General features: G+C 52.2%; 21 protein-coding genes. 17 read left to right on the top strand and 4 right to left on the bottom strand.

Annotated elements, in window-relative coordinates; translation table 11 throughout:
* Positions 1-93: 93 nt before the first annotated feature.
* The 13 genes from AB1N33_RS13425 to AB1N33_RS13365 all read left to right on the top strand — a co-directional run bounded on the left by AB1N33_RS13425 (position 94) and on the right by AB1N33_RS13365 (position 12,798).
* On the top strand, positions 94-978 hold the full coding sequence (locus AB1N33_RS13425; protein ID WP_411272098.1) for a sulfite exporter TauE/SafE family protein: 885 nt from the start codon (positions 94-96) through the stop codon (positions 976-978).
* Between the two features lie 69 nt (positions 979-1,047).
* Positions 1,048-2,358, top strand: coding sequence for an alpha-amylase family glycosyl hydrolase (locus tag AB1N33_RS13420; protein WP_411272075.1), 1,311 nt, complete (start codon positions 1,048-1,050; stop codon positions 2,356-2,358).
* 102 nt (positions 2,359-2,460) lie between these two features.
* Positions 2,461-4,389 carry a DNA repair helicase YoaA gene (yoaA, locus tag AB1N33_RS13415; protein ID WP_411272074.1) on the top strand — a complete coding sequence of 643 codons (1,929 nt, stop codon included), beginning with the start codon at positions 2,461-2,463 and terminating at the stop codon, positions 4,387-4,389.
* A complete protein-coding gene (gene tsaB / locus AB1N33_RS13410; protein ID WP_411272073.1) occupies positions 4,386-5,072 on the top strand; it encodes a tRNA (adenosine(37)-N6)-threonylcarbamoyltransferase complex dimerization subunit type 1 TsaB in 687 nt (228 codons plus the stop codon). The genes yoaA and tsaB overlap by 4 nt, the downstream gene beginning before the upstream one ends.
* A 151-nt stretch (positions 5,073-5,223) precedes the next feature.
* On the top strand, positions 5,224-5,520 hold the full coding sequence (locus tag AB1N33_RS13405; protein WP_411272072.1) for a hypothetical protein: 297 nt from the start codon (positions 5,224-5,226) through the stop codon (positions 5,518-5,520).
* Between the two features lie 145 nt (positions 5,521-5,665).
* Complete coding sequence (locus AB1N33_RS13400) at positions 5,666-6,355, top strand: Slp family lipoprotein (RefSeq protein ID WP_411272071.1); 690 nt, start codon at positions 5,666-5,668, stop codon at positions 6,353-6,355.
* A gap of 146 nt (positions 6,356-6,501) precedes the next feature.
* A complete protein-coding gene (locus AB1N33_RS13395; protein WP_411272070.1) occupies positions 6,502-7,341 on the top strand; it encodes an alpha/beta fold hydrolase in 840 nt (279 codons plus the stop codon).
* Between the two features lie 122 nt (positions 7,342-7,463).
* Positions 7,464-9,116 carry a long-chain-fatty-acid--CoA ligase FadD gene (fadD, locus tag AB1N33_RS13390; RefSeq protein WP_411272069.1) on the top strand — a complete coding sequence of 551 codons (1,653 nt, stop codon included), beginning with the start codon at positions 7,464-7,466 and terminating at the stop codon, positions 9,114-9,116.
* Between the two features lie 69 nt (positions 9,117-9,185).
* Entirely contained in the window at positions 9,186-10,340 is a 1,155-nt protein-coding gene (rnd, locus tag AB1N33_RS13385; protein ID WP_411272068.1) for a ribonuclease D, read from the top strand.
* A 30-nt stretch (positions 10,341-10,370) separates the two neighbouring features.
* Positions 10,371-10,664, top strand: a complete 294-nt coding sequence (locus tag AB1N33_RS13380) for a YcgL domain-containing protein (protein ID WP_411272067.1) — start codon at positions 10,371-10,373, stop codon at positions 10,662-10,664.
* Positions 10,664-11,638, top strand: coding sequence for a lytic murein transglycosylase (locus AB1N33_RS13375; protein WP_411272066.1), 975 nt, complete (start codon positions 10,664-10,666; stop codon positions 11,636-11,638). The genes AB1N33_RS13380 and AB1N33_RS13375 overlap by 1 nt, the downstream gene beginning before the upstream one ends.
* Before the next feature lies 1 nt (position 11,639).
* The gene (locus AB1N33_RS13370) at positions 11,640-12,302 is read left to right on the top strand and encodes a fumarylacetoacetate hydrolase family protein (RefSeq protein WP_411272065.1); all 663 of its coding nucleotides are present in this window, start codon (positions 11,640-11,642) and stop codon (positions 12,300-12,302) included.
* Position 12,303: 1 nt separating this feature from the next.
* Positions 12,304-12,798, top strand: a complete 495-nt coding sequence (locus AB1N33_RS13365; RefSeq protein ID WP_411272064.1) for a YcgN family cysteine cluster protein — start codon at positions 12,304-12,306, stop codon at positions 12,796-12,798.
* 13 nt (positions 12,799-12,811) lie between these two features.
* Here the strand turns inward: AB1N33_RS13365 and AB1N33_RS13360 are convergent, their stop codons facing one another.
* The 3 genes from AB1N33_RS13360 to nhaB are packed head-to-tail and all read right to left on the bottom strand — an operon-like array spanning position 12,812 to position 15,481.
* Positions 12,812-13,363 carry a GNAT family N-acetyltransferase gene (locus AB1N33_RS13360; RefSeq protein WP_411272063.1) on the bottom strand — a complete coding sequence of 184 codons (552 nt, stop codon included), beginning with the start codon at positions 13,361-13,363 and terminating at the stop codon, positions 12,812-12,814.
* Positions 13,360-13,887 carry a disulfide bond formation protein DsbB gene (dsbB, locus tag AB1N33_RS13355; RefSeq protein WP_411272062.1) on the bottom strand — a complete coding sequence of 176 codons (528 nt, stop codon included), beginning with the start codon at positions 13,885-13,887 and terminating at the stop codon, positions 13,360-13,362. Before dsbB ends, AB1N33_RS13360 begins: the two co-directional genes overlap by 4 nt.
* Before the next feature lie 10 nt (positions 13,888-13,897).
* The gene (gene nhaB, locus AB1N33_RS13350) at positions 13,898-15,481 is read right to left on the bottom strand and encodes a sodium/proton antiporter NhaB (protein ID WP_411272061.1); all 1,584 of its coding nucleotides are present in this window, start codon (positions 15,479-15,481) and stop codon (positions 13,898-13,900) included.
* Positions 15,482-15,842: 361 nt separating this feature from the next.
* Here nhaB and fadR point away from each other — a divergent pair, with 361 nt between their 5' ends.
* The 4 genes from fadR (at position 15,843) to AB1N33_RS13330 (ending at position 18,201) form a co-directional block, all read left to right on the top strand.
* Positions 15,843-16,553, top strand: a complete 711-nt coding sequence (fadR, locus tag AB1N33_RS13345; protein WP_411272060.1) for a fatty acid metabolism transcriptional regulator FadR — start codon at positions 15,843-15,845, stop codon at positions 16,551-16,553.
* Between the two features lie 123 nt (positions 16,554-16,676).
* Complete coding sequence (locus tag AB1N33_RS13340; protein WP_411272059.1) at positions 16,677-17,066, top strand: VOC family protein; 390 nt, start codon at positions 16,677-16,679, stop codon at positions 17,064-17,066.
* A gap of 84 nt (positions 17,067-17,150) precedes the next feature.
* Positions 17,151-17,516 (top strand): phasin-related domain-containing protein, encoded by a 366-nt coding sequence (locus tag AB1N33_RS13335; protein WP_411272058.1) that lies wholly within the window; start codon positions 17,151-17,153, stop codon positions 17,514-17,516.
* Between the two features lie 67 nt (positions 17,517-17,583).
* Complete coding sequence (locus tag AB1N33_RS13330) at positions 17,584-18,201, top strand: hypothetical protein (RefSeq protein WP_411272057.1); 618 nt, start codon at positions 17,584-17,586, stop codon at positions 18,199-18,201.
* A 52-nt stretch (positions 18,202-18,253) separates the two neighbouring features.
* Here AB1N33_RS13330 and AB1N33_RS13325 read toward each other — a convergent pair whose 3' ends face one another.
* Positions 18,254-19,687, bottom strand: a complete 1,434-nt coding sequence (locus AB1N33_RS13325) for a hypothetical protein (protein ID WP_411272056.1) — start codon at positions 19,685-19,687, stop codon at positions 18,254-18,256.
* Positions 19,688-19,692 lie beyond the last annotated feature (5 nt).

The following is a 19,692-nucleotide window of genomic DNA, read 5'->3' as shown; positions in this document are numbered from 1 at the left end:
CACTGTATTTTGATGCGTTAATCTGGCACTCTCTCGCGCCATGCGCGCATGATAATTAAATGAGGTACACAAGGCGTGAGCCGTTTCACCGATATGCCTGTCAGGCAACTCGTCTTTTTTCTCCTGATAGCCGGATGGCTGACGCTGGTGGTCAGTCAGCCTGACTGGACAACGCTGGCGTCCGATTTTGGTGGCTTTGGTTTGCTTGGCGTGGTGGGGGCTATCTTTGCGAATGCAACCGGTGCCGGTGGTGGGGTGATTTTTGTGCCGTTTTTCAACTATCTGAATTTCAGTGCACTGGCTATTGTGGCTACCAGCTTTGCGATCCAGTGCTGTGGGATGACCGCCGGAGCACTCTCATGGGCAGCGCACGCCCGGCAGCAAACCGGTATGCAGTGGTCGCCGCTGCGACGAGGCCTGTTGCTGACGGTGCCCGCTTCGTTATGTGGGATCTGGCTGGCCCAATACGGTGCGGACGTGACACCGGGCCTGGCCGTGTTAAAAGGCAACCTGGACAACCTCCATCTTGGCTTCGGCCTTTTTTCTGTCTTTCTGGCACTGGCCATTTATGGATCTGTGTTTGTCCTTCACCGGGTTAACAACAAAACGCAGGTGACACTGCTTGATACCCTCGCACTCCCGGCCATTGGCTTTGTGGGCGGCATTGTTACCGCCTGGCTGTCTGTTGGTGTGGGGGAGCTGGTAGCGGTGTATCTGATCATTCGTGGCTTTAATGTCACTATGTCAATTGCGCTCGCTGTGATTCTGACGGCCTGTAGTGTCTGGGGAGCTATTACCTACCACCTTTTTGTCACCGGCGCGATTGTCACTGAGGTTGTCCTGTTCGCAGGGGCGGGCGCCGTGGTAGGCGGCATCGTTGCCAGGCATGTTGTGCTGGCGTTCTCGGCGCGACGTCTGAAGCTGTTCTTCGCCACCTGGGTATTGTTGATGGGCCTGGGCAGCCTGCCTATTTACTGACGCACTGGACGGCTGTTCACAGATTAGGCACAGTAGACAACATGGTTTCACCTGTATGGGGAAAGCGCGATGACGATCTACTACCAGCCTCACTCGCCGTACCGGCTTGCGCAGCCTGAGTGGTCAAAAAATGCGGTGATTTATCAGGTGAACACACGGCAGTTTTCCCGTTCAGGGGATTTTGCGGGTGTTGAAGCCGGCCTGGACCGGATCCGGGAGCTCGGTGCCACGATCATCTGGCTGATGCCGATTCATCCGATAGGGGAAAAACACCGCAAAGGAAAACTGGGCAGCCCCTATGCAGTGAAAGACTATTTTGGCATTAATCCGGAGCTGGGCGATGCGCAGTCGCTGACTTCACTGATAGCGGCCATTCATCGTCGGGGCATGCGGGTGCTTATTGACTGGGTACCCAATCATAGTGCCTGGGACAATCCGCTGGTCGAGCAGAATCCGGAGTGGTACGCCCGTGATCATGCCGGCCATTTCCGGCCCTCACCCTGGTGGGACTGGAGCGATATTATCGAGTTCGACTATAGCGCTCCCGGACTGCGCAAGTACATGATTGACGCCATGTGCTACTGGGTGAATACCTTTGATATTGACGGATTTCGCTGCGATGTTGCCGGCTACGTTCCTAATGACTTCTGGGCACAGGCGCGCACTGCGCTTGACGCCATAAAACCCGTTTTTATGCTGGCCGAGTGGGAAAGTCGGGATCTCCATGAGAAAGCGTTCAATATGACGTACGCCTGGTCCTGGAATGAAACGCTGCATGACATCGCGAAGGGTAAGGCAACCTGTGACCGTTTGCGCAAGTACTATTCATGGAACGAACGAGCCTGGCCTGAACAGGCCTACCGTATGACGTTTGTCAGTAATCACGACAAAAACGCCTGGGACGGAACGCAACATGAACAGTTTGGCGACTGCCTGGAAGCGGCTATTGTCCTGTCAGTAATCGGTGAGGGTATGCCGCTTATTCATAATGGCCAGGAAGCCGGTGAACGCAAACGCCTGGCATTCTTTGAACAGGATCCGATTGACTGGCAGCCCGATCCTGTAGGGGATTTATATCAGCACCTTATCCGGATTAAAAAGCGTATCCGGGCGTTGCACAACGGTCCCTATGGCGCGCGCATGATTCAGGTGGCTAACTCGCAGATGTCACAGGTACTGAGTTTTGTCAGGCACAAGCACGGCCAGACAGTGTTTGTGATCCTAAACCTGTCAGACCGTCCTGCTACCGTCCGGTTTGACGGTGGTCTTCATCACGGCATTTTTGAAGACGACAGGCGTCAACGCAGGCGCACGTTTGATCATGACAGTCTGGTTGATTTGGCTCCCTGGCAGTACCAGATCTGGTTGAATGGGGTGTAAGGTTTCGCAGGCTGGTTGAATCCTGACCAGTTGACAGGAAAATCCCCCGTCAGTCGGGAAACTTTGGCATAATGCCGTTTTTTAAGAATGATTCAGGACGTTATGCCGCAATTACAGTCCGTTTTCAGTGCCGATGGCCTGCTCGCAAAAGTCATAAAAGGGTTTGTGCCAAGACAGGCGCAAACGGATATGGCACATGCAGTTAAGCAAGCACTGGATAGTCAGCACAGCCTGATTGTTGAGGCCGGCACGGGAACCGGCAAAACATTCGCTTATCTCGCCCCGGCGCTGTTGTCAGAGGGCAAAGCCATTATCTCTACCGGCACAAAAAACCTGCAGGAGCAGTTGTACCACCGTGATTTACCCATCGTAAAAAAGGCGCTGGCGAGTCGTCGTAAAACAGCCTTGCTGAAAGGAAGGGCGAATTACCTGTGTCTTCACCGACTGGCTCAGCATGGCGGTAACTCTACGCTGGTCGACAGTGAGGTGCTCGACCAGCTGTCCAGTGTTAAAGCCTGGTCGACCACCACCAAAACCGGCGATATGGGTGAGCTAAAGTCGTTGCCCGAAGATGCGCGCGTGTTGCCTATGGTGACCTCCACGGTCGATAACTGTCTTGGGCGTGACTGTCCCGACTATGAAGACTGCTATCTGGTCAAAGCCCGGCGAAAAGCACTGGATGCCGATATTATCGTGGTGAATCACCATTTGTTTTTTGCCGATATGGCACTCAAGGACACGGGCTTCGGTGAGCTTATCCCGGAAGCGGACGCGATTATTTTTGATGAGGCTCACCAGATCCCGGATATTGCCAGTGACTACTTTGGTGAGGCGCTGTCTACCCGTCAGATCCAGGATTTGGCAAAAGATATCACGCTGCTATATCGCACTGTCCTGAAAGATGCTGCGCAGCTGGACACAGCAGCCGAGAAATGTCGTCTGATTGCCGCCGACCTGCGCCTGATGTTTCCCGAGACGCCGCAGCGAGGAAACTGGGCCGAGGCTCTGGAGCGGGACGATGTCCGGCGCGAAACCGGAAAGCTGGCTGAGGCGTTGGGCGTGTTACACGAGGTGGCTAAACTGCATATTGGCCGTGACAAGGACCTCGATAATTTATATGAGCGTATCGTTGGTATTCGCGAGCAGCTTGATGCGCTATGCGACGCGCAGCAGGATGGTGTGAGTCTGTGGTATGAAACCACCACACGGCATCTTGTGATGCATCTGACGCCGTTGTCAATTGCGGCAAAGTTCCGGCGCTTTGTCTCGTCGCCTCCGCGCGGCTGGGTGTTCACCTCTGCCACCCTCATGGTCAATGGCGGGTTTGAACATTTTCAGCGCAGAATGGGACTGGAAGACGCCAAAACATTGGGGCTGGACAGCCCGTTTAATTACCAGCAGCAGGCCATGTTGTGTGTGCCCCGGTATCTGCCTGAGCCAAACAGTTTCGATATGCGGGACACGCTGCTGCAAACGGCAAAACGGATTATCAAAGCCAGCCGCGGGCGGTGCTTTTTGCTGTTTACCAGTCACGCCATGCTGCGTGATATTGCCAGCCGGCTGGAAGGCGAGGTAGACAACCCCTTGCTGGTTCAGGGCACCACCACCAAACAGGCGCTGCTTGATCAGTATCTCACCGATAAACGTTCGGTGTTGCTGGGCACGGGCGCATTCTGGGAAGGGGTTGATGTGCGGGGTAATGATCTGGTTTGTGTCATGATTGATAAATTGCCTTTTGCGTCGCCTGACGACCCGTTGCTGCAGGCGCGTATTGAAGATGTCAAAAAGCGTGGGGCGAACCCGTTTGCAGCGATCCAGATCCCGCAGGCCGTGATTACTCTCAAACAGGGGGCGGGGCGTCTGATTCGCGACCCCAGCGACCGCGGCGTGCTGGTCATTTGTGATAACCGGCTGGTGACCAAACATTACGCGAAAACGTTTGTTGCCAGTTTACCGCCAATGCGACGTACGCGAAGCCTCGAACAGGTAGAGGCATTTCTGGATTCCTTACATGATGAGACAACTGCATGAACATTCTTGCCATTGATACCGCAACTGAAGCGTGTTCAGTTGCGCTGAAAACATCAGACGTCATTGTTGCCCGGTTCGATGTCTGTCCGCAAAAACACAGTCAGTATTTACTGCCAATGGTGGATGATGTACTCAATGAAGCCGGGATGACACTCGACCAGCTTGACCTGCTGGCTTATGGACGTGGGCCGGGGAGCTTTACCGGGGTACGCATTGCGACCGGCATGGTACAGGGGCTGGCATTAGGCACCGGGTTGCCTGTCGCGGGGGTGAGCACGCTGGCAGCAATGGCATGTCAGGCACACAGTGAAACGGGTGCCAGCCGCGTCGCTGCCGCGATCGATGCCCGCATGGGAGAGGTGTATTTTGCTGTCTACTCGTTTAGCGATAGTGCGGTGCCGCAGGTGCTGGTGGAAGAGCAGGTTTGTCCGCCGGCAGATGCCCTCAGCCAGCTCGCCGGAATTGAACAGGCCTGTTGCGTAGGCACAGGCTGGCATGCCTATCCTGAACTTACCCCGTATGCGGGAGATCAGAAGGTTGGCGTGCTGTACCCGTCGGCTGAGGCCATGCTGGGGCTGGCACAAGCCGCAGCGGCGTCAGGACTTACTACCGATGCGACAGGGGTTGAACCGGTTTATCTGCGCGACAAGGTGACGTGGAAAAAACTCCCCGGGCGGGAATAATTCAGGCGCGATGTTTGCTTGTTCTTTGGGAGCGCGTGATGTTGCGGTGTGCGTGGCTGTCTGCTGCGCACTGTAACAACAATGGCGCAACGTTAACCCGAGGTCTATTTGGCTCAACCATGCCGCCAGATGAACGTCAGACAGAGCAAGCATGCAGATAAACAACGTTTTAACGCCCATTGCCAGCGAGAGTGCGACGAGAAAACCACACCGTGTCCAGGCCATCCGCCCTGACGCGCCGGCCCAGGACGGGAAGCCGGGCGGTGCGCCGTCGCTGGTGGTTTCCCCGACGGAGGATGACGTGCGACGTGCCAGCCAGTACCAGACATTCAGCCGCGAACAGGGCAATCCCCGGTCTCAGTCTGCGCTTGCCACCTACCAGAGTCTTGAAAAACAAAGTCAGCGTGAACAGATCCAGTCAATGTTTGGTGTGGATACCTACGCCTGATATCCGGTGAACGTCCTGGTGCATTGAGTGTCCAATGCCTAAGTGCCTGATTAAAAACGTGTCAGTTTGCTGAATTCAGCTTGCGTTCATGAAACAATGGCATACTGTAACGTGGTCGTGAAGCAAATCAATGCTGAGGGTTGAGATGAAAATTAAAGCGTGCATTGTTGGACTGGTAACACTGCTGTCTGGTTGTGCCATCGTTCCGGACAGTATTGATGTTCCTGAGGGGACAGAACTGGTCAGCTACTCAAAAGCGGTAACGTCGGGCAACGCGTCACTGGGTAAACCTGTTCGTTGGGGAGGCGTCATTGCCGGGGTTGAGAATAAGCCTCAGAAAACCTGGATAGAAGTGGTGCATTTTCCGCTTAACCACTACGGGAAACCCTTACGCAGTGAAGAAACTATAGGCCGCTTCAAGGTGGTCATTGACGGGTTTGTTGACCCTATTGCCTTTGAAGAGGGCAGGCTGGTCACATTTATCGGCACGCTCGGTAACCCTACCGCGGGCATGGTTGGAGAGCAGCCTTACATGTATCCGACGTTACAGGCGCAGGACTATCACATGTGGCGCAACCAGACGGTCTATGACGTCTCCAGCTTCCAGTTTAATTATGGTTTAGGCTGGTACTCGCCTTTTTATCATCCGTATTATTTTCATCCATGGGGCGTGGGACCTGGCTGGGGAGGCTGGGGAGGCTGGGGGGTGACACGTGTTCGCGTTGTAGAGCGTGGTAACTCGCCATCAAGAGTCAGGGTAAGTCAGCCCCGTCAGGCGCCGCGCGTCAGTAACGCGAACCAGCACCCGAAAATGCAAAAGGAAGATCGCAATTAGCGTTCACGATGAGAATAAAAAAAAGCGGCAGCGAGATGCCGCTTTTTTGTTTTCAGACCGGCAATGACTTGCCGGCAAGCGGCAAATGTTGTGCCGTCTGAATTCGTGTTATGCTCGCCCGCAGGTTATGACAGGCTGAAGTCACTATGAAAGAACGTTGCTTTTCACTAAATACCGTCACGCTGGCGGCGCTGGATAATGAGGGGGAGGGCCCCGTTATTATTGGCCTACATGGTTTTTTAGATAATGCCAACAGCTTGCTGCCTCTGATGCCATATTTTCATCGTTACCGTTTTATTGCACTGGATCTGGCGGGCCATGGTCGCTCGTCACATCGCAGTAAAGACGCGGAATATAATCAGGCTGATTATCTGCAGGATCTGCATGCACTGATCACGCATGAGGGCTGGTCTAACGTGATTCTGCTCGGACATTCGTTAGGCGGTATTCTTGCCACGCTCTATGCCGGGCTGTTCCCGGAACATGTCAGTGCGGTCATTAGTCTGGACTCCTGCGGTCCGTTAACCCGTCCCGGTGAGTCTGCGGCTACGCAAATGCGGGAGGCGATTGTGAGTCGCGCGGAAAAGCGAAGCAGTCAGCCCGGCGCCGCTAACCTGGAACGCGCCGTAGAGGCCCGCTGCAAAGTGTCAGACATGCGGCCTGACGATGCCAGACTGATTCTTGAACGCAACATGCTCACTCAGCCTGATGGCACGCAAACCTGGTCGAGCGACCCACGGGTCAGAACCAAATCAGTACTCCGGATGACGGAGTCGCAGGCGCAGTCTGTGATGAGGTCGATTGACTGTCCGCTTTTGTTTACCGCAGCGTCAGACAGTTTTAAGAAAGCGCGGGAGGTATATGGGACACGGCAGGCATGGTTTGCTGATGCACGGTGTATCGATTTTGAAGGGGGACATCATGTGCACATGGAACAGCCCGGGGAAACGGCAAAAGCGATAATTCACTTTGTTGAACAAATGTAAACTGTAACATTTATTTTTTGCTGTTCATCCTATACTATTCGCAAGTAATCAGACCAGTTACCCGGCCGCACGAATAACGCGTTATCCGTTACGCCGCATAATAATAAATGAAGGAGGTTTTGGTGGAAAAAACCTGGCTTGAACACTACGACCCACGCGTATCTGCAGAGATTGATCCGGACCGATATTCTTCTGTTGTTGATATTTTTGAGCAGTCGGTTAAGAAATTTGGTGACAAAACGGCCTATATAAACATGGGCCAAACGATGTCATTCAATGAGCTGGACAAGCAGTCAGCGCAGTTTGCGGCGTATTTGCAACAAAGTGGCCTGAAACGCGGTGACGCTGTCGCAATCATGATGCCGAACCTTCTGCAGTACCCTGTTGCTATGTTTGGTATCCTCCGGGCGGGTATGGTCGTGGTCAACGTCAATCCGCTGTATACCGCCAGAGAGCTCAAACACCAGTTGAATGATGCCAATGCGAAAGCCATTGTCATCGTTGAAAACTTTGCCTGTACTCTGCAGGAAGTGGTTGCCGACACCAATGTTCAGGATATTTATCTGACATCACTGGGCGATATGCTGCCTGTGCCGAAACGCTGGATTGTTAATGCCGCAGTCAAATACATCAAAAAAATGGTACCGGCGTATTCATTAAGTAAAACCACCTCCTTTATTGATGCGATTAAAAAAGGTGCAGCTTACTCCTATGAGCGTCCGGAAATCAGCAATGATGAGCTGGCTTTTCTGCAGTATACCGGCGGCACAACCGGTGTCTCGAAAGGCGCTATGCTGACGCATCGCAATATGGTCGCCAACCTGGAACAGGTGTCGCAAATTCTTGAAACGGTCATTGACAGCGATGAGGACCTGGTGGTCACAGCACTGCCGCTGTATCACATCTTCGCGCTGCTCGCTAACTGCCTGATGTTTGTAAAATACGGGTGTACCAATCTGCTGATTACGAATCCTCGCGACATGCCTGGTTTCGTCAAGGAGCTCAGCAAGTATCCGTTTACTATTCTGCCAGGCGTTAATACCTTGTTTAACGGGCTGCTCAATACGCCGGGATTCAGTGAGCTGGATTTCAGTAAGTTCAAGTTTGGTCTCGGCGGAGGCATGGCTGTTCAGCGCCCGGTGGCAGAGAAATGGCAAAAAGTGACAGGCACCGTTTTGCTTGAAGGCTACGGGCTGACAGAGTGTTCGCCCGTGGTAACGGTCAATCCGCCTCAACTGGAGTCGTATAAAGGCTCTATTGGTATGCCGGTACCATCAACCGACATTCGTCTGCTGGATGAAGATGGTAATGAAGTGCCAAACGGTGAGCCGGGCGAAATGTGGGTTAAAGGTCCGCAGGTCATGAAAGGTTACCTGAACCGTCCGGATGCGACCGATGAAATTCTGAAAGACGGCTGGCTGGCGACCGGTGATATTGCAAAAGTCGATGATGACGGATACTTCTACATTGTTGACCGTAAAAAGGATATGATCCTGGTCTCAGGCTTCAACGTGTTTCCTAACGAAATTGAAGAAGTGGCCGCAATGCATGAACAGGTCATTGAGGCCGCAGCGGTTGGTGTGCCACATGAAGTCAGCGGTGAAGTGGTTAAGTTGTTTGTGGTACGCAAAGACGATAACCTGACCGAAGAAGACGTTATAGCGCATTGCCGGAAACACCTTACCGGTTATAAAGTGCCTAAAAAGGTTGTCTTTAAAGACGATTTGCCTAAAACCAATGTAGGTAAAATTCTGCGTCGAGAGTTGCGCGACTAACCTGCAATCAGACTAGGGAATGACTGACAACCGGCATCACCACAAGGTATGCCGGTTGTTTTTTTTATAATGCATTATCAATATATTACAACCAATGACGCGCTCAGAAGCGTGTGCGAAAGCGCATCCACTAAGGCGGCTGTGGCACTGGATACCGAGTTTGTCCGGACCAAAACACTCACCCCCCATCTCGGCCTGGTGCAGTTATACGACGGAAACCAACTGGCACTGATTGACCCTCGCGCTGTCACCGATTTAACGCCGTTACAGGCGTTACTGGAAAATCCGTCGGTCATTAAAGTGCTGCATGCCTGCTCAGAGGATCTTGAAGCCTTTCGTAGTGGGCTTGGCACTATTCCGTCCCCTGTATTTGACACCCAGTTTGCAGCGGGTCTGCTGGATCTGGGGCCAAGCCTTGGCTATGCGCGGCTGGTTGAGCTGTTATGCGATACGGTGCTGGATAAAGGCGAATCAAGAACAGACTGGCTGGCGAGGCCGCTGTCGGAGCAGCAGCTCAATTATGCAGCGAATGATGTGCTATACCTGTTGCCCGCATACGAGAAACTCGCTCGTGATATTGATGACGTGGGCAAACGGGATTGGGTCTATCAGGAAGTGGCTTTTCTTGCAGAAAAAAAACAGGCGGTTATCCCCTACGATAAAGCCTACCTGCAAATCAAAAACAACTGGCGTTTGTCGCCCCGTCAGCTCACCGTACTACAGGCGCTGGCAGGCTGGCGTCTGAAAGTCGCCCAGCAAAAGGATCTGGCATTAAACTTTGTGTTTAAAGAAGGGCACCTGTTTGATATCGCGCAGCAGCTGCCCGCCAGCAAAATGGCGCTTGCAGGTTTGCATGGCGTGAACCCCCACGCATTGCGGCGGTACGGAGAAACGTTGCTTGATCTGGTTGCAGAGGCGTTGGAGGCCTTCGATGCACAGTCAGAAGCAGAGAGACTGCCACGCGTATTGCGGCTGATAGATGTGCCTGAATATAAGAAAACGCTGGCAGCACTGAAGGCGCTGGCATCGGAACTGGCAGACCAGCATAATGTCGCGATTGAGATGATGGCGTCTAAGAAGCAGTTAAATCAGCTACTCAAATGGTACTGGTTTAAACAGGATGAAACGCGCGCCATTGGACTCAGACCGGATGTACTGAGCGGCTGGCGGCGTGCATTGTTTGAACCCGGTGTGGTGGCCATACTTGGCCAGCCCGACGAGTAAAAACTCAGACATATATGTGATGTAAGTAAAATGATTATTGCGGTTTATAAAACACGAAAAAAACAGGGGATGTACCTCTACATCAAGGAAAAAGACAAATTTGATGACGTACCTGACGCTCTGATGGCAAGTTTCGGTACCCCGGAGCTGGTTATGTTGCTGGCACTGAACAAACGGGAAAAACTTGCGGGCGTCGACAAGGACAAGCTGGTCGCGTCGTTAAATGAGAAGGGCTTTTATCTGCAAATGCCGCCCAAGGAAGAAGATCTGCTCGCAACTCACCGTGAGCAGCTCGGACTCTCCCCACAACCGGAGAAGCGCTGATGCGGGGTGTGTTAGCTTCATTAATGCTGATGGCAATAACGCACAGCAGTGTTGCGCAGGAAAAAAGCGAGGATGGTTTTCGCAATTACCTGACCACCTTACGGTCAGAAGCGATAGAGCAAGGGTTTGACCCGGAATGGACCAACACCGTCCTGCAGGATGTTGTGTTTCGTCCCACCGTGATTAAAGCGGATAAGAATCAGCCTGAAAAGAAAATTACCCTTGATGATTATCTTGCCAGCCGTGTGCCAGACTGGAAAGTGACCCAGGCGGTTGAAAAGTACCAGGCTCACCGGGAGCTGCTCGATGAAATTGGCAGGAAATATGGCGTACAACCACGCTTTATCGTTGCGCTGTGGGGAAATGAGTCGAATTTTGGCCGTATTCAGGGTAACCATGACGTACTCGGGGCACTGGCATCGCTGGCCTACGAAGGCCGCCGTGAGGCGCTGTTTAAGAGGCAGTTTTTCGCCGCCCTGACGATATTGCAGCAAGGCCATATCAGCAAAGCTGATTTTGTCGGCTCATGGGCCGGTGCGATGGGGCAAAGCCAGTTTATGCCCACCTCGTTTCTGACTTATGCGGTTGACTATGACGGTGATGGCAAAAAAGACATCTGGGGTTCTGAAGCGGATGTCTTCGCGTCTATCGCGCACTTTCTGTCAAAAGAAGGGTGGAGCGATGACATTACCTGGGGACGTCAGGTAACGCTGACCCAACCGGCAGACTCGCTGCCTTCCGGTCTGCAGCACCGTCAGTTGCTCAGCGCGTGGCAGGATGCCGGGGTCAGGCGCTATGATGGCAGTACACTGCCTGCGAATAAACTCGATGCCTCGCTTATTATGCCTGACGGTACTAACGGCAGAATTTATCTGGTCTATCCTAATTTTCATACGTTGATGAAGTGGAACCGTTCGACGTATTTTGGCGTTGCGGTAGGTTACCTGTCAGACAGAATTAAACGAGGGTACTAACATGTATCAGCACCTGGATAACCTGGGTCAGCCCGTCGATTTGCCAGTTGGTAAAGTGGTGTGTGTCGGGCGTAATTACCTTGATCACATCGAAGAAATGGCATCCACCGTCCCTGCGGCGCCCTTGCTGTTTATGAAACCTGCGGCTGCACTTTGCGCGCTGAATGAACCGCTGGTCATCCCTCACGGACGCGGTGAATGCCATAATGAACTGGAAGTCGCGGTGTTGCTCTCCTCGCCCCTGAGTCATGCCAGCGAAGACGAGGTCCGGGCCGCGGTATGGGGAATCGGACTTGGTCTTGATCTGACCTTACGAGACGTTCAGAAGGCGCTCAAGGCAGATGGACAGCCCTGGGAGCGGGCCAAAGCGTTCGACAGAAGCTGCCCGGTCTCCGGTTTTGTGCCGGTCAGTTTATTTGGTGACTGGCAGGATCTGCACTTCACGCTTTCCATTAACGACGAGATCCGTCAGCGGGGACATACCGCGCTGATGCTGCATGCCATCGTTCCTCTTATTCAGGAAATGTCGACGGTATTCTCCCTGGCTCCCGGAGACGTTATTATGACCGGCACGCCTAAAGGCGTCGGGCCGCTGCATGCAGGTGATCGTATTACTGCAAGCCTGACCGGCCAGTTCGACGTACAGACAACGGTAGTACAGTAAAATGACAGACAGATTCTGGGAAACCAAATCACTGGATGAAATGAACGATGCTGAGTGGGAAGCGTTGTGTGATGGCTGTGCCAAATGCTGTCTGCATAAGTTCATCGATGATGAAAACAGCGACGAAGCGTCACCTACCGACGTGCTGCACGACGGAGAGCAGGTGCATTACACCAGTATTGTTTGCTCACTGCTTAATACGAAAAGCTGTCAGTGTAGTCGTTATGAAGAGCGAACGACGCTGGTGCCGGATTGTGTCAAACTGACGAAAGACAATCTTAAGGATATTTTCTTTATGCCGCCGAGTTGTGCATACCGACGACTTCATGAGGGCAGAGGGTTGCCGTCATGGCATCCGTTACTCAACGGCGGGAAAAAGCACGCTATGCATCAAAAAGGGATGTCAGTGAGAGGGAAAACCTTGCCGGAAACGCATGTCGACCTGGATCACTTCGAAGATTATATTGCCCTGTGGCCACTGGAAGATGTGGACTGAAACAACATGTGTGTCAGTCAGCGGTGAGGCTGTAAAGCAGGGCATCTTTACCGAACAGTCGCTTCCTGCATAAGCCCTCTTGCTGCCCTCCTATGCGCTGGATGACCCGCAAACTGGCTTTGTTGGCCGGTTCTATCAGGCATTCCAGACGATGCAGCCCCATTTGTGCGAACCCGAGTTTCATCAGCGAACGGGCCAGTTTTACTGCCAGCCCCTGACCACAGGCTTCAGGACGGATCCAAAAACCAAGGTTGGCTGTCAGATGGGTAGGGTGAATGTAGTTGATCAGCCCCATTCCCAGGCAGCGGTTTTCATCAATTAACACGTAGGTAATACCAAAGCCTGCTTGTCGGCTGGCCTCGCTGGTAGCGATAGACTGTTTGGCTGCAGCGGGGGTCACCGGGCAAAGCTCGGCACCCATCCAGGGTTTGACGTAAGGGGCTGCGCGTTGACCTGCTTCGCATAACAGGTCAGTGTGTTTAGGCGCCAGACGTTGAATAGCGACCTGCTGCCCATTGTGAAGTACGGGCGGCAGGCGCGATGGCAGAACCGACAGATCAATCAAAAGGGTTTCTTATCAATAAGACGACAGGCAAAAATCACGACAAAAGTGACGGAGTAGGCGGCAAAGATAATTTGCATCCACTCAGCCATGCCCATTGACATAAACTGCCAGCTGTTTTCCAGGCAGTCACCTTCGGCGGCAAAAACGGCTGGGATCCACTCGTGCAGCTGTAACCAGGAAGGGAAGTTTGGCACAAATTCACACGTCGCGAAAAAGGGGTTTGCCGCATTCAGGATCTCGACATGCTCATTGGCTATGATCCATCCCCAGATAGCCGACACCGACCAGCCGGCAAAGCCTGCCAGCCGGAAGACAGGATGATTGTGTATAAGTACAAGCAGTGCCGACAGCATGATACCAACCACCGCTGTGCGTTGATAGATACACATAATGCAGGGCTTATGGCCGAGTACATACTGAAAATACAGGGCGGCACACAGCAGCCCGAAGGCAGATATAAATAATACCAGCCACGATGACTTCTTTTCTGCCCACTGACTCAGGGCATGCACTACATTCATCATTCTTTCTGTCCTAGTGACTTGGCGTAACCGCCGGTGCTTCGCCGGCAGTATGGTGCTCAATCAAATGCATGTCATACAACATGTCAGTCATGTCGGCCAGGCCGAAGTAGGTGGCGGCAAGACCAACCAGCGTAAGGATCAGCGTGTAGGGCAGTGCCATCACCACCATACGTCCGTACGATAACCGTAATAGCGGTGCAATGGCTGAGGTTAACAGGAACAAGAACGCCGCCTGACCGTTTGGTGTTGCGACACTCGGCAGGTTAGTTCCGGTGTTGATCGCGACAGCCAGCATGTCGTACTGGTCGCGGGTAATATCGCCAGCATTCAGCGCAGCGGTAACCTCGGTGATGTACACAGAGCCGACGAAAACGTTGTCACTGACCATCGACAATACACCATTGGCCAGGTAGAACATGACCATCTGGGTTTCGCCTTCAAATGAGAGTACCCAGTGGATCACCGGCTGGAACAGTCCCTGGTCAATAATGACAGCAACGACGCCGAAGAACACGCAAAGCAGGGCTGTAAAAGGCAGGGCCTCTTCAAAGGCCTTGCCAAGCGCATGTTCTTCAATCACGCCACTCATTGAGGTGGCAAGTACAATGACTGACAGACCAATCAGGCCGACCGAGGCCATGTGTGTTGCCAGACCAACAATCAGCCAGATGCCAATCAGAGCCTGCACCATCAGTTTTGCGGTATCCCGGCGTCCACGTGCCTGGTCCATGTGTTTGTTATAGTCCACCAGAATATGCCGGACAGACTCAGGTAACTGTGCGCCATAACCAAACCAGTGCATTTTTTCCAGAATGATGGTGGTCACCAGGCCACATACAAAAACGGGTATCGTGACCGGTGCCATTCGCATGAAAAATTCGACGAAGTTCCAGCCGGCTTTATCCGCGATAATCAGGTTTTGCGGCTCGCCTACCATTGTCATCACGCCACCAAGCGCGGTACCAACCGCCGAATGCATCATCAGATTACGCAGAAAGGCCCGGAAGTTCTCGAGGTCATCACGACCTAAGTCTTCTACCTGTTCGTCCTGGGTGTGATCATGGTCGGAATGAAACTCTTTGCCCGACGCCACTTTGTGATAGATGGAATAAAATCCCAGGCCCACGCTGATAATGACCGCGACCACGGTCAGCGCATCGAGGAACGCAGACAAAAACGCAGATGCGGCAATAAAGGAGAGCGACAGCACCAGTTTGTTGCGTACCGAGATGACCAGTTTCGTGAACAGGAACATCAGCAGGTCTTTCATGAAATAGATACCGGCAACCATGAACACCAGCAGTAACAGTACTTCCAGGTTGACTTCTATCTCATGCATCATGTGCCCGGGCGTTGTCATGCCAATAAACATCGCTTCAATAAGCAGCAGGCCACCCGGCTGAAGGGGATAGCATTTCAGCGCCATCGCCAGGGTAAAGATGAACTCGATAACCAGTGTCCAGCCCGCAATATACGGGTCAAGCATAAACAGCACCGGGTTAATAATGAGAAAAGCAATGATGGTTTTTTTGTACCAGTCGGGGGCGTGCCCGAGAAAATTCTTGTAGATAGCCGAGGTCAAAGAGGTTTGCATGTCCTGATGTTCCTTCTACAACAAGTCGTCGAATTTACCTGGCCTCAGGCTGAGGCACGATGATATGCATCAACTATAGCCAAGTTATCGATTTATGGGCAGTTTTACCTGCCTGTTATGGTTTACGCTAAAGACTACATGAAATTCACGGCGTGAGAAAGGAATATGCAGTGGGGTGAACTACATGTTGGTGTTTGCGGCGGGGGGCGGGTGCGCTATCGATATGCTGGTGAACTGCACGATATTTGGTTGTTTTGGCGTGTTTTGGTAGCATCCCCGGCGCAGTTATAATAGATTGTGTTAATGAAATGTCATCTGGTACAATCAGTTGCTAATAACAAGAACACGCAGGCAGTAAACTATGATTTATAAGGCTCAGAGCCCGGCAGGTTTTGCTGAAGAATACATTGTTGAATCCATCTGGAGCGGACGTTTCCCTCCGGGCACTATTTTACCGGCAGAACGTGAACTTTCTGAGCTTATTGGAGTGACCCGAACTACGCTTCGCGAAGTGTTACAGCGGCTTGCCCGTGACGGCTGGCTGACGATTCAGCATGGTAAGCCAACGAAAGTGAACAACTTTTGGGAAACCTGCGGTCTGAACATTCTGGAGACGCTGGCCCGCCTTGATCAGGAAGGCATTCCAGAACTGGTGGACAACCTGCTGGCAGCGCGAACTAACCTGAGTGCGGTATTTATTCGTGGTGCTATTCGTAATAACCCACAGGCATCTGCAGAAATTATTGCTCGCTATCGTGACGTTGAAGAAGAGGGCATGGCGTTCGCGCAGTTTGATTATCAGATGAACCATGACCTGGCACTGGCATCAAACAACAATGTCTTCGTGTTGATGATGAACGGCTTCCGGGGCCTGTATTCCCGCATCGGTGGGTACTTCTTTTCCCACGAGTCTGCGCGCAAAGTTGCGAAGGATTATTACCAGCAGCTTCTTGAGACGGCAGAAAAAGGCGACCACGACGCAGTGCCGAATATCGTACGTAACTACGGTATAGAAAGTGGCAAAGTCTGGCAGCAGGTAAGGGAAGACATGCCGAAAGATCTGGTCGACTGATTGCCGCTTTTTCATTGATTAATGAATCGCCCCGAAGCAGCGCGCTCCGGGGCGATTTTTTTATGCCTGATCTTCTGAAGATGCTGTGCTATACCCAGTAGTCTGAATGAAAAAGGGAGCGTCATGAAAAATCCAGTCGGCTGGTTCGAGATTTACGTTAACACGATGGCGCGCGCCAGACGGTTTTATGAAACCGTACTGGACGTGACACTGGCGCCGCTTGATTCTGGCGATATAAACAGTGATCAGGCTGATCTGTCGATGATGTTGTTTCCCTCTGATGACAACGCAACAGGTTGCAGTGGCGCACTGGTCCGGGCGCCGGGTGTGGAACCCGGACACAATAGCGTGATGGTATATTTTTCCTGTGATGATTGTGCGGTTGAGGGAGCGCGCGTCACGCAGGCCGGAGGCGAGCTGGTGCGGCAAAAAATGGCGATTGGCGAATACGGTTTCATCGTGCTGGCGAAAGACTCTGAAGGCAATATGTTTGGCCTGCACTCAAAAAAATAAAAAAAACTGGTTAATTAGTATGCGGTTTCTAATTGACGGCGATATTCTTTCACCATCAGAGAGAGCCTTAATGAGGAAAAAGCGATGACTACTACTGAAACAATCAAAGGTAAGATTAACGAAGCAGAAGATTTTGCTCGCAAGATCTGGCTGGCTGGCCTGGGTGCTTACGGCAAGAGTGTTGAAGAAGCACAAGGTCGTTATGAAAAACTGAGTGCTGAAGCCAGCAAAATGTTCGAAGAGCTGGTGTCAAAAGGTGAAACCCTGGAAGGTGATGCCCGCACTAAGTTCAAGTCTACTACCAGTGACGTTGAAAACCGCGTAGCGGAAGTACGTAAGAAACTGGGTCTGGACAGCGAGCCAGCCGATCAGCGTATCGAAGAGCTGTCTGCGAAAATTGACGCGTTGACTGAAGCTGTAGCAAAACTTGCGGCCAACAGCGGCAAGTAATTGTAATGAATGCGGGGCACAAAGTAGCCCCGCATTGCGTTTCTCCCTCTAAAAAAAGGAGTGCTGTATGACGGCAAGTCAAAAACCTACATCCCCCTTATTTGGTTGGGTAGCCGCGGGTGCTGATTTGTTATCTGCCCAGGTTGAGCAGGTGACAGGTGTAGTAAGTAAGCAGATCGATGCAACCCATGCACTTTTTGAAGATTTACAGCAGCGCGGAGAGGCCGTTGACAGCCAGCTGCGCCAGACGCTGAATCCGTCAACAGTATTTTCTTCCTTACAAAATATGATGATGGCGAAACCCCTGATTTCATTGCTGCCAGGCGCCAAAAAAGCGGCTGTTCGGGAGCAACAGCTTGAAGTGCTGACCGCTAAAGTGGATTTATTGGTTGAACAGGTAGCGCTGCTGGCAGCAAAACGTGCTGCTGAGAAGCAGGCAACGAAAGCGGCATCGAAGCCGGCATCGCGTTCGACATCAAAAGTGGCAGCAACAAAAAAAGCGGCAACAGAAGATAAAGACGCAGCGAAAACGACTGCGGCGAAGAAACCGGCTACGACACGGCGACGTACCTCTGCGGCGACGAAGACCAGCAAGACTGCGGCGTCGTCAGGAACAGCGTCAGGCGGAAAAACTACTGTGCGTAAAACAACCCGCCGCTCTTCGACATCGACGAAAAGCGAATAAGCAGTCAATACACGTAAAAAAGGCCGGTATCACCGGCCCTTTTTTTGTATTTCTAATAGCGATTCCATAAGTTCTGATGCTTTTTAAACAGGAAGAAATCATACGGCTCCCAGAAGCTCGGAACCAGGTCATCCAATGAATCCGGCGTAAAGCTGGACGACAGCTTTTCCATGATTTCTGCCAGACGCTCGCGGCCTATACGCATCAGCTTTTTTCTGTTGGCCGGAAAATATAAATTACGATTCCGTTTAATTACCTCATCCTGTCCGGCGCTGATGTATGTCAGGTTTCGGGTGACAACGCGGCACACCGGTTCGGCCGGATGTTCAGGGTTTAGGGCCGTTACAATGGCGCATTCGTATTGGTCTTTTTCCTCGCCGCGCTCGTTAACCGGGATAAATGTCACCCCGAAGCCCTGAGGGAAGTAGCCTACAATTTTAATAAAGTCTTCTGCCAGTTGCTGATTAAGCGAGCCTTTCTTGGCCAGCTGTTCAATAAGCAAATAGCCTTTCGGAAGTTCTTTGCGAGAATAGTCCGGCTTGGTTGACAGCACAATCGACACATAGATTTGCGGTATTTTAATCAGCTCACCGAGGCTGGTTTTGCCAACAAACGCTTCCCGGACGACTTCGGTTGCAAATTCACTGGCTGCGGTATGGCGGGCAATAAACTGATCGCGTTCAGCGCGGTCATTGCCCACATAGCCCGGAATGCCTAACCCGTCTTTCAGGTATTTCAGCGTGTACTGATAATTTATCTTAAGCAGTTGCTTTCGGGCCTCGTTATCGAGCAGCCGAAATTCATCCTGATCGCGTTCCGGACCAAACAGAATATCCAGAGCAGGTGGGCTTTGCAGGCCAATATCCTGAAGCAACGCGGCTTTGATAAGTGGAATGGCAAGTTCATCCCGCCACTTTTCCTGCCACTGCCGGTTACCCTTAAAGCGGGACAGTGCCTCAGCGTACTGTGACAAATAACCGTGTGACAGTTTGTTATGTTCCAGGGTCTTGTCTGTGAGACGCAGCGTGAGTACAGCTTTATAAAGGGGTTTAAGACGCTGGTGGTGGCGAGCAAATTTGCCCTGCGGTCCCCGGGTCAGCAGCATAATTGTGCCGAGAAATTTTGCGCTAAGATGTTGGGTTTCCTGCCAGGTTTCACCCTCACAAAGGCTGAGTAGTTTGTTGGCGATGGTATCCAGTCGATCGAGCCGCGCGAGGCGTTCATCTTCGCGCCGTTGTTTGGCCAGCTTGAGCTGTTTTTTCAGCGCGTCGAATTCTGCAGCAGACTTTTTATCGTCCGGATCGAGCGATTTAAGCTTCTTTTTTAAATCAATGATACGTGATTCAAGCGAACCTGTGAGCGAGAAAAAATGCTGCGCATCTTCATAAACCGAACCCAGTCCGGGATCCTGAGGATAAACCAGGTCAAGCAACTGCTTGACCTGTTGTGTGTAGATGCTGTCAGGGTTTTCTATCTTCTTACTCACTGCCC

Origin of the sequence: Alteromonas nitratireducens (assembly GCF_040812025.1) — a bacterium.
In the GTDB taxonomy this organism is placed as follows: Bacteria; Pseudomonadota; Gammaproteobacteria; order Enterobacterales; family Alteromonadaceae; genus Alteromonas; species Alteromonas nitratireducens.
The sequence above is the reverse complement of the archived record's forward strand: the minus strand, read 5'-3'. Positions and strand labels throughout refer to the sequence as shown.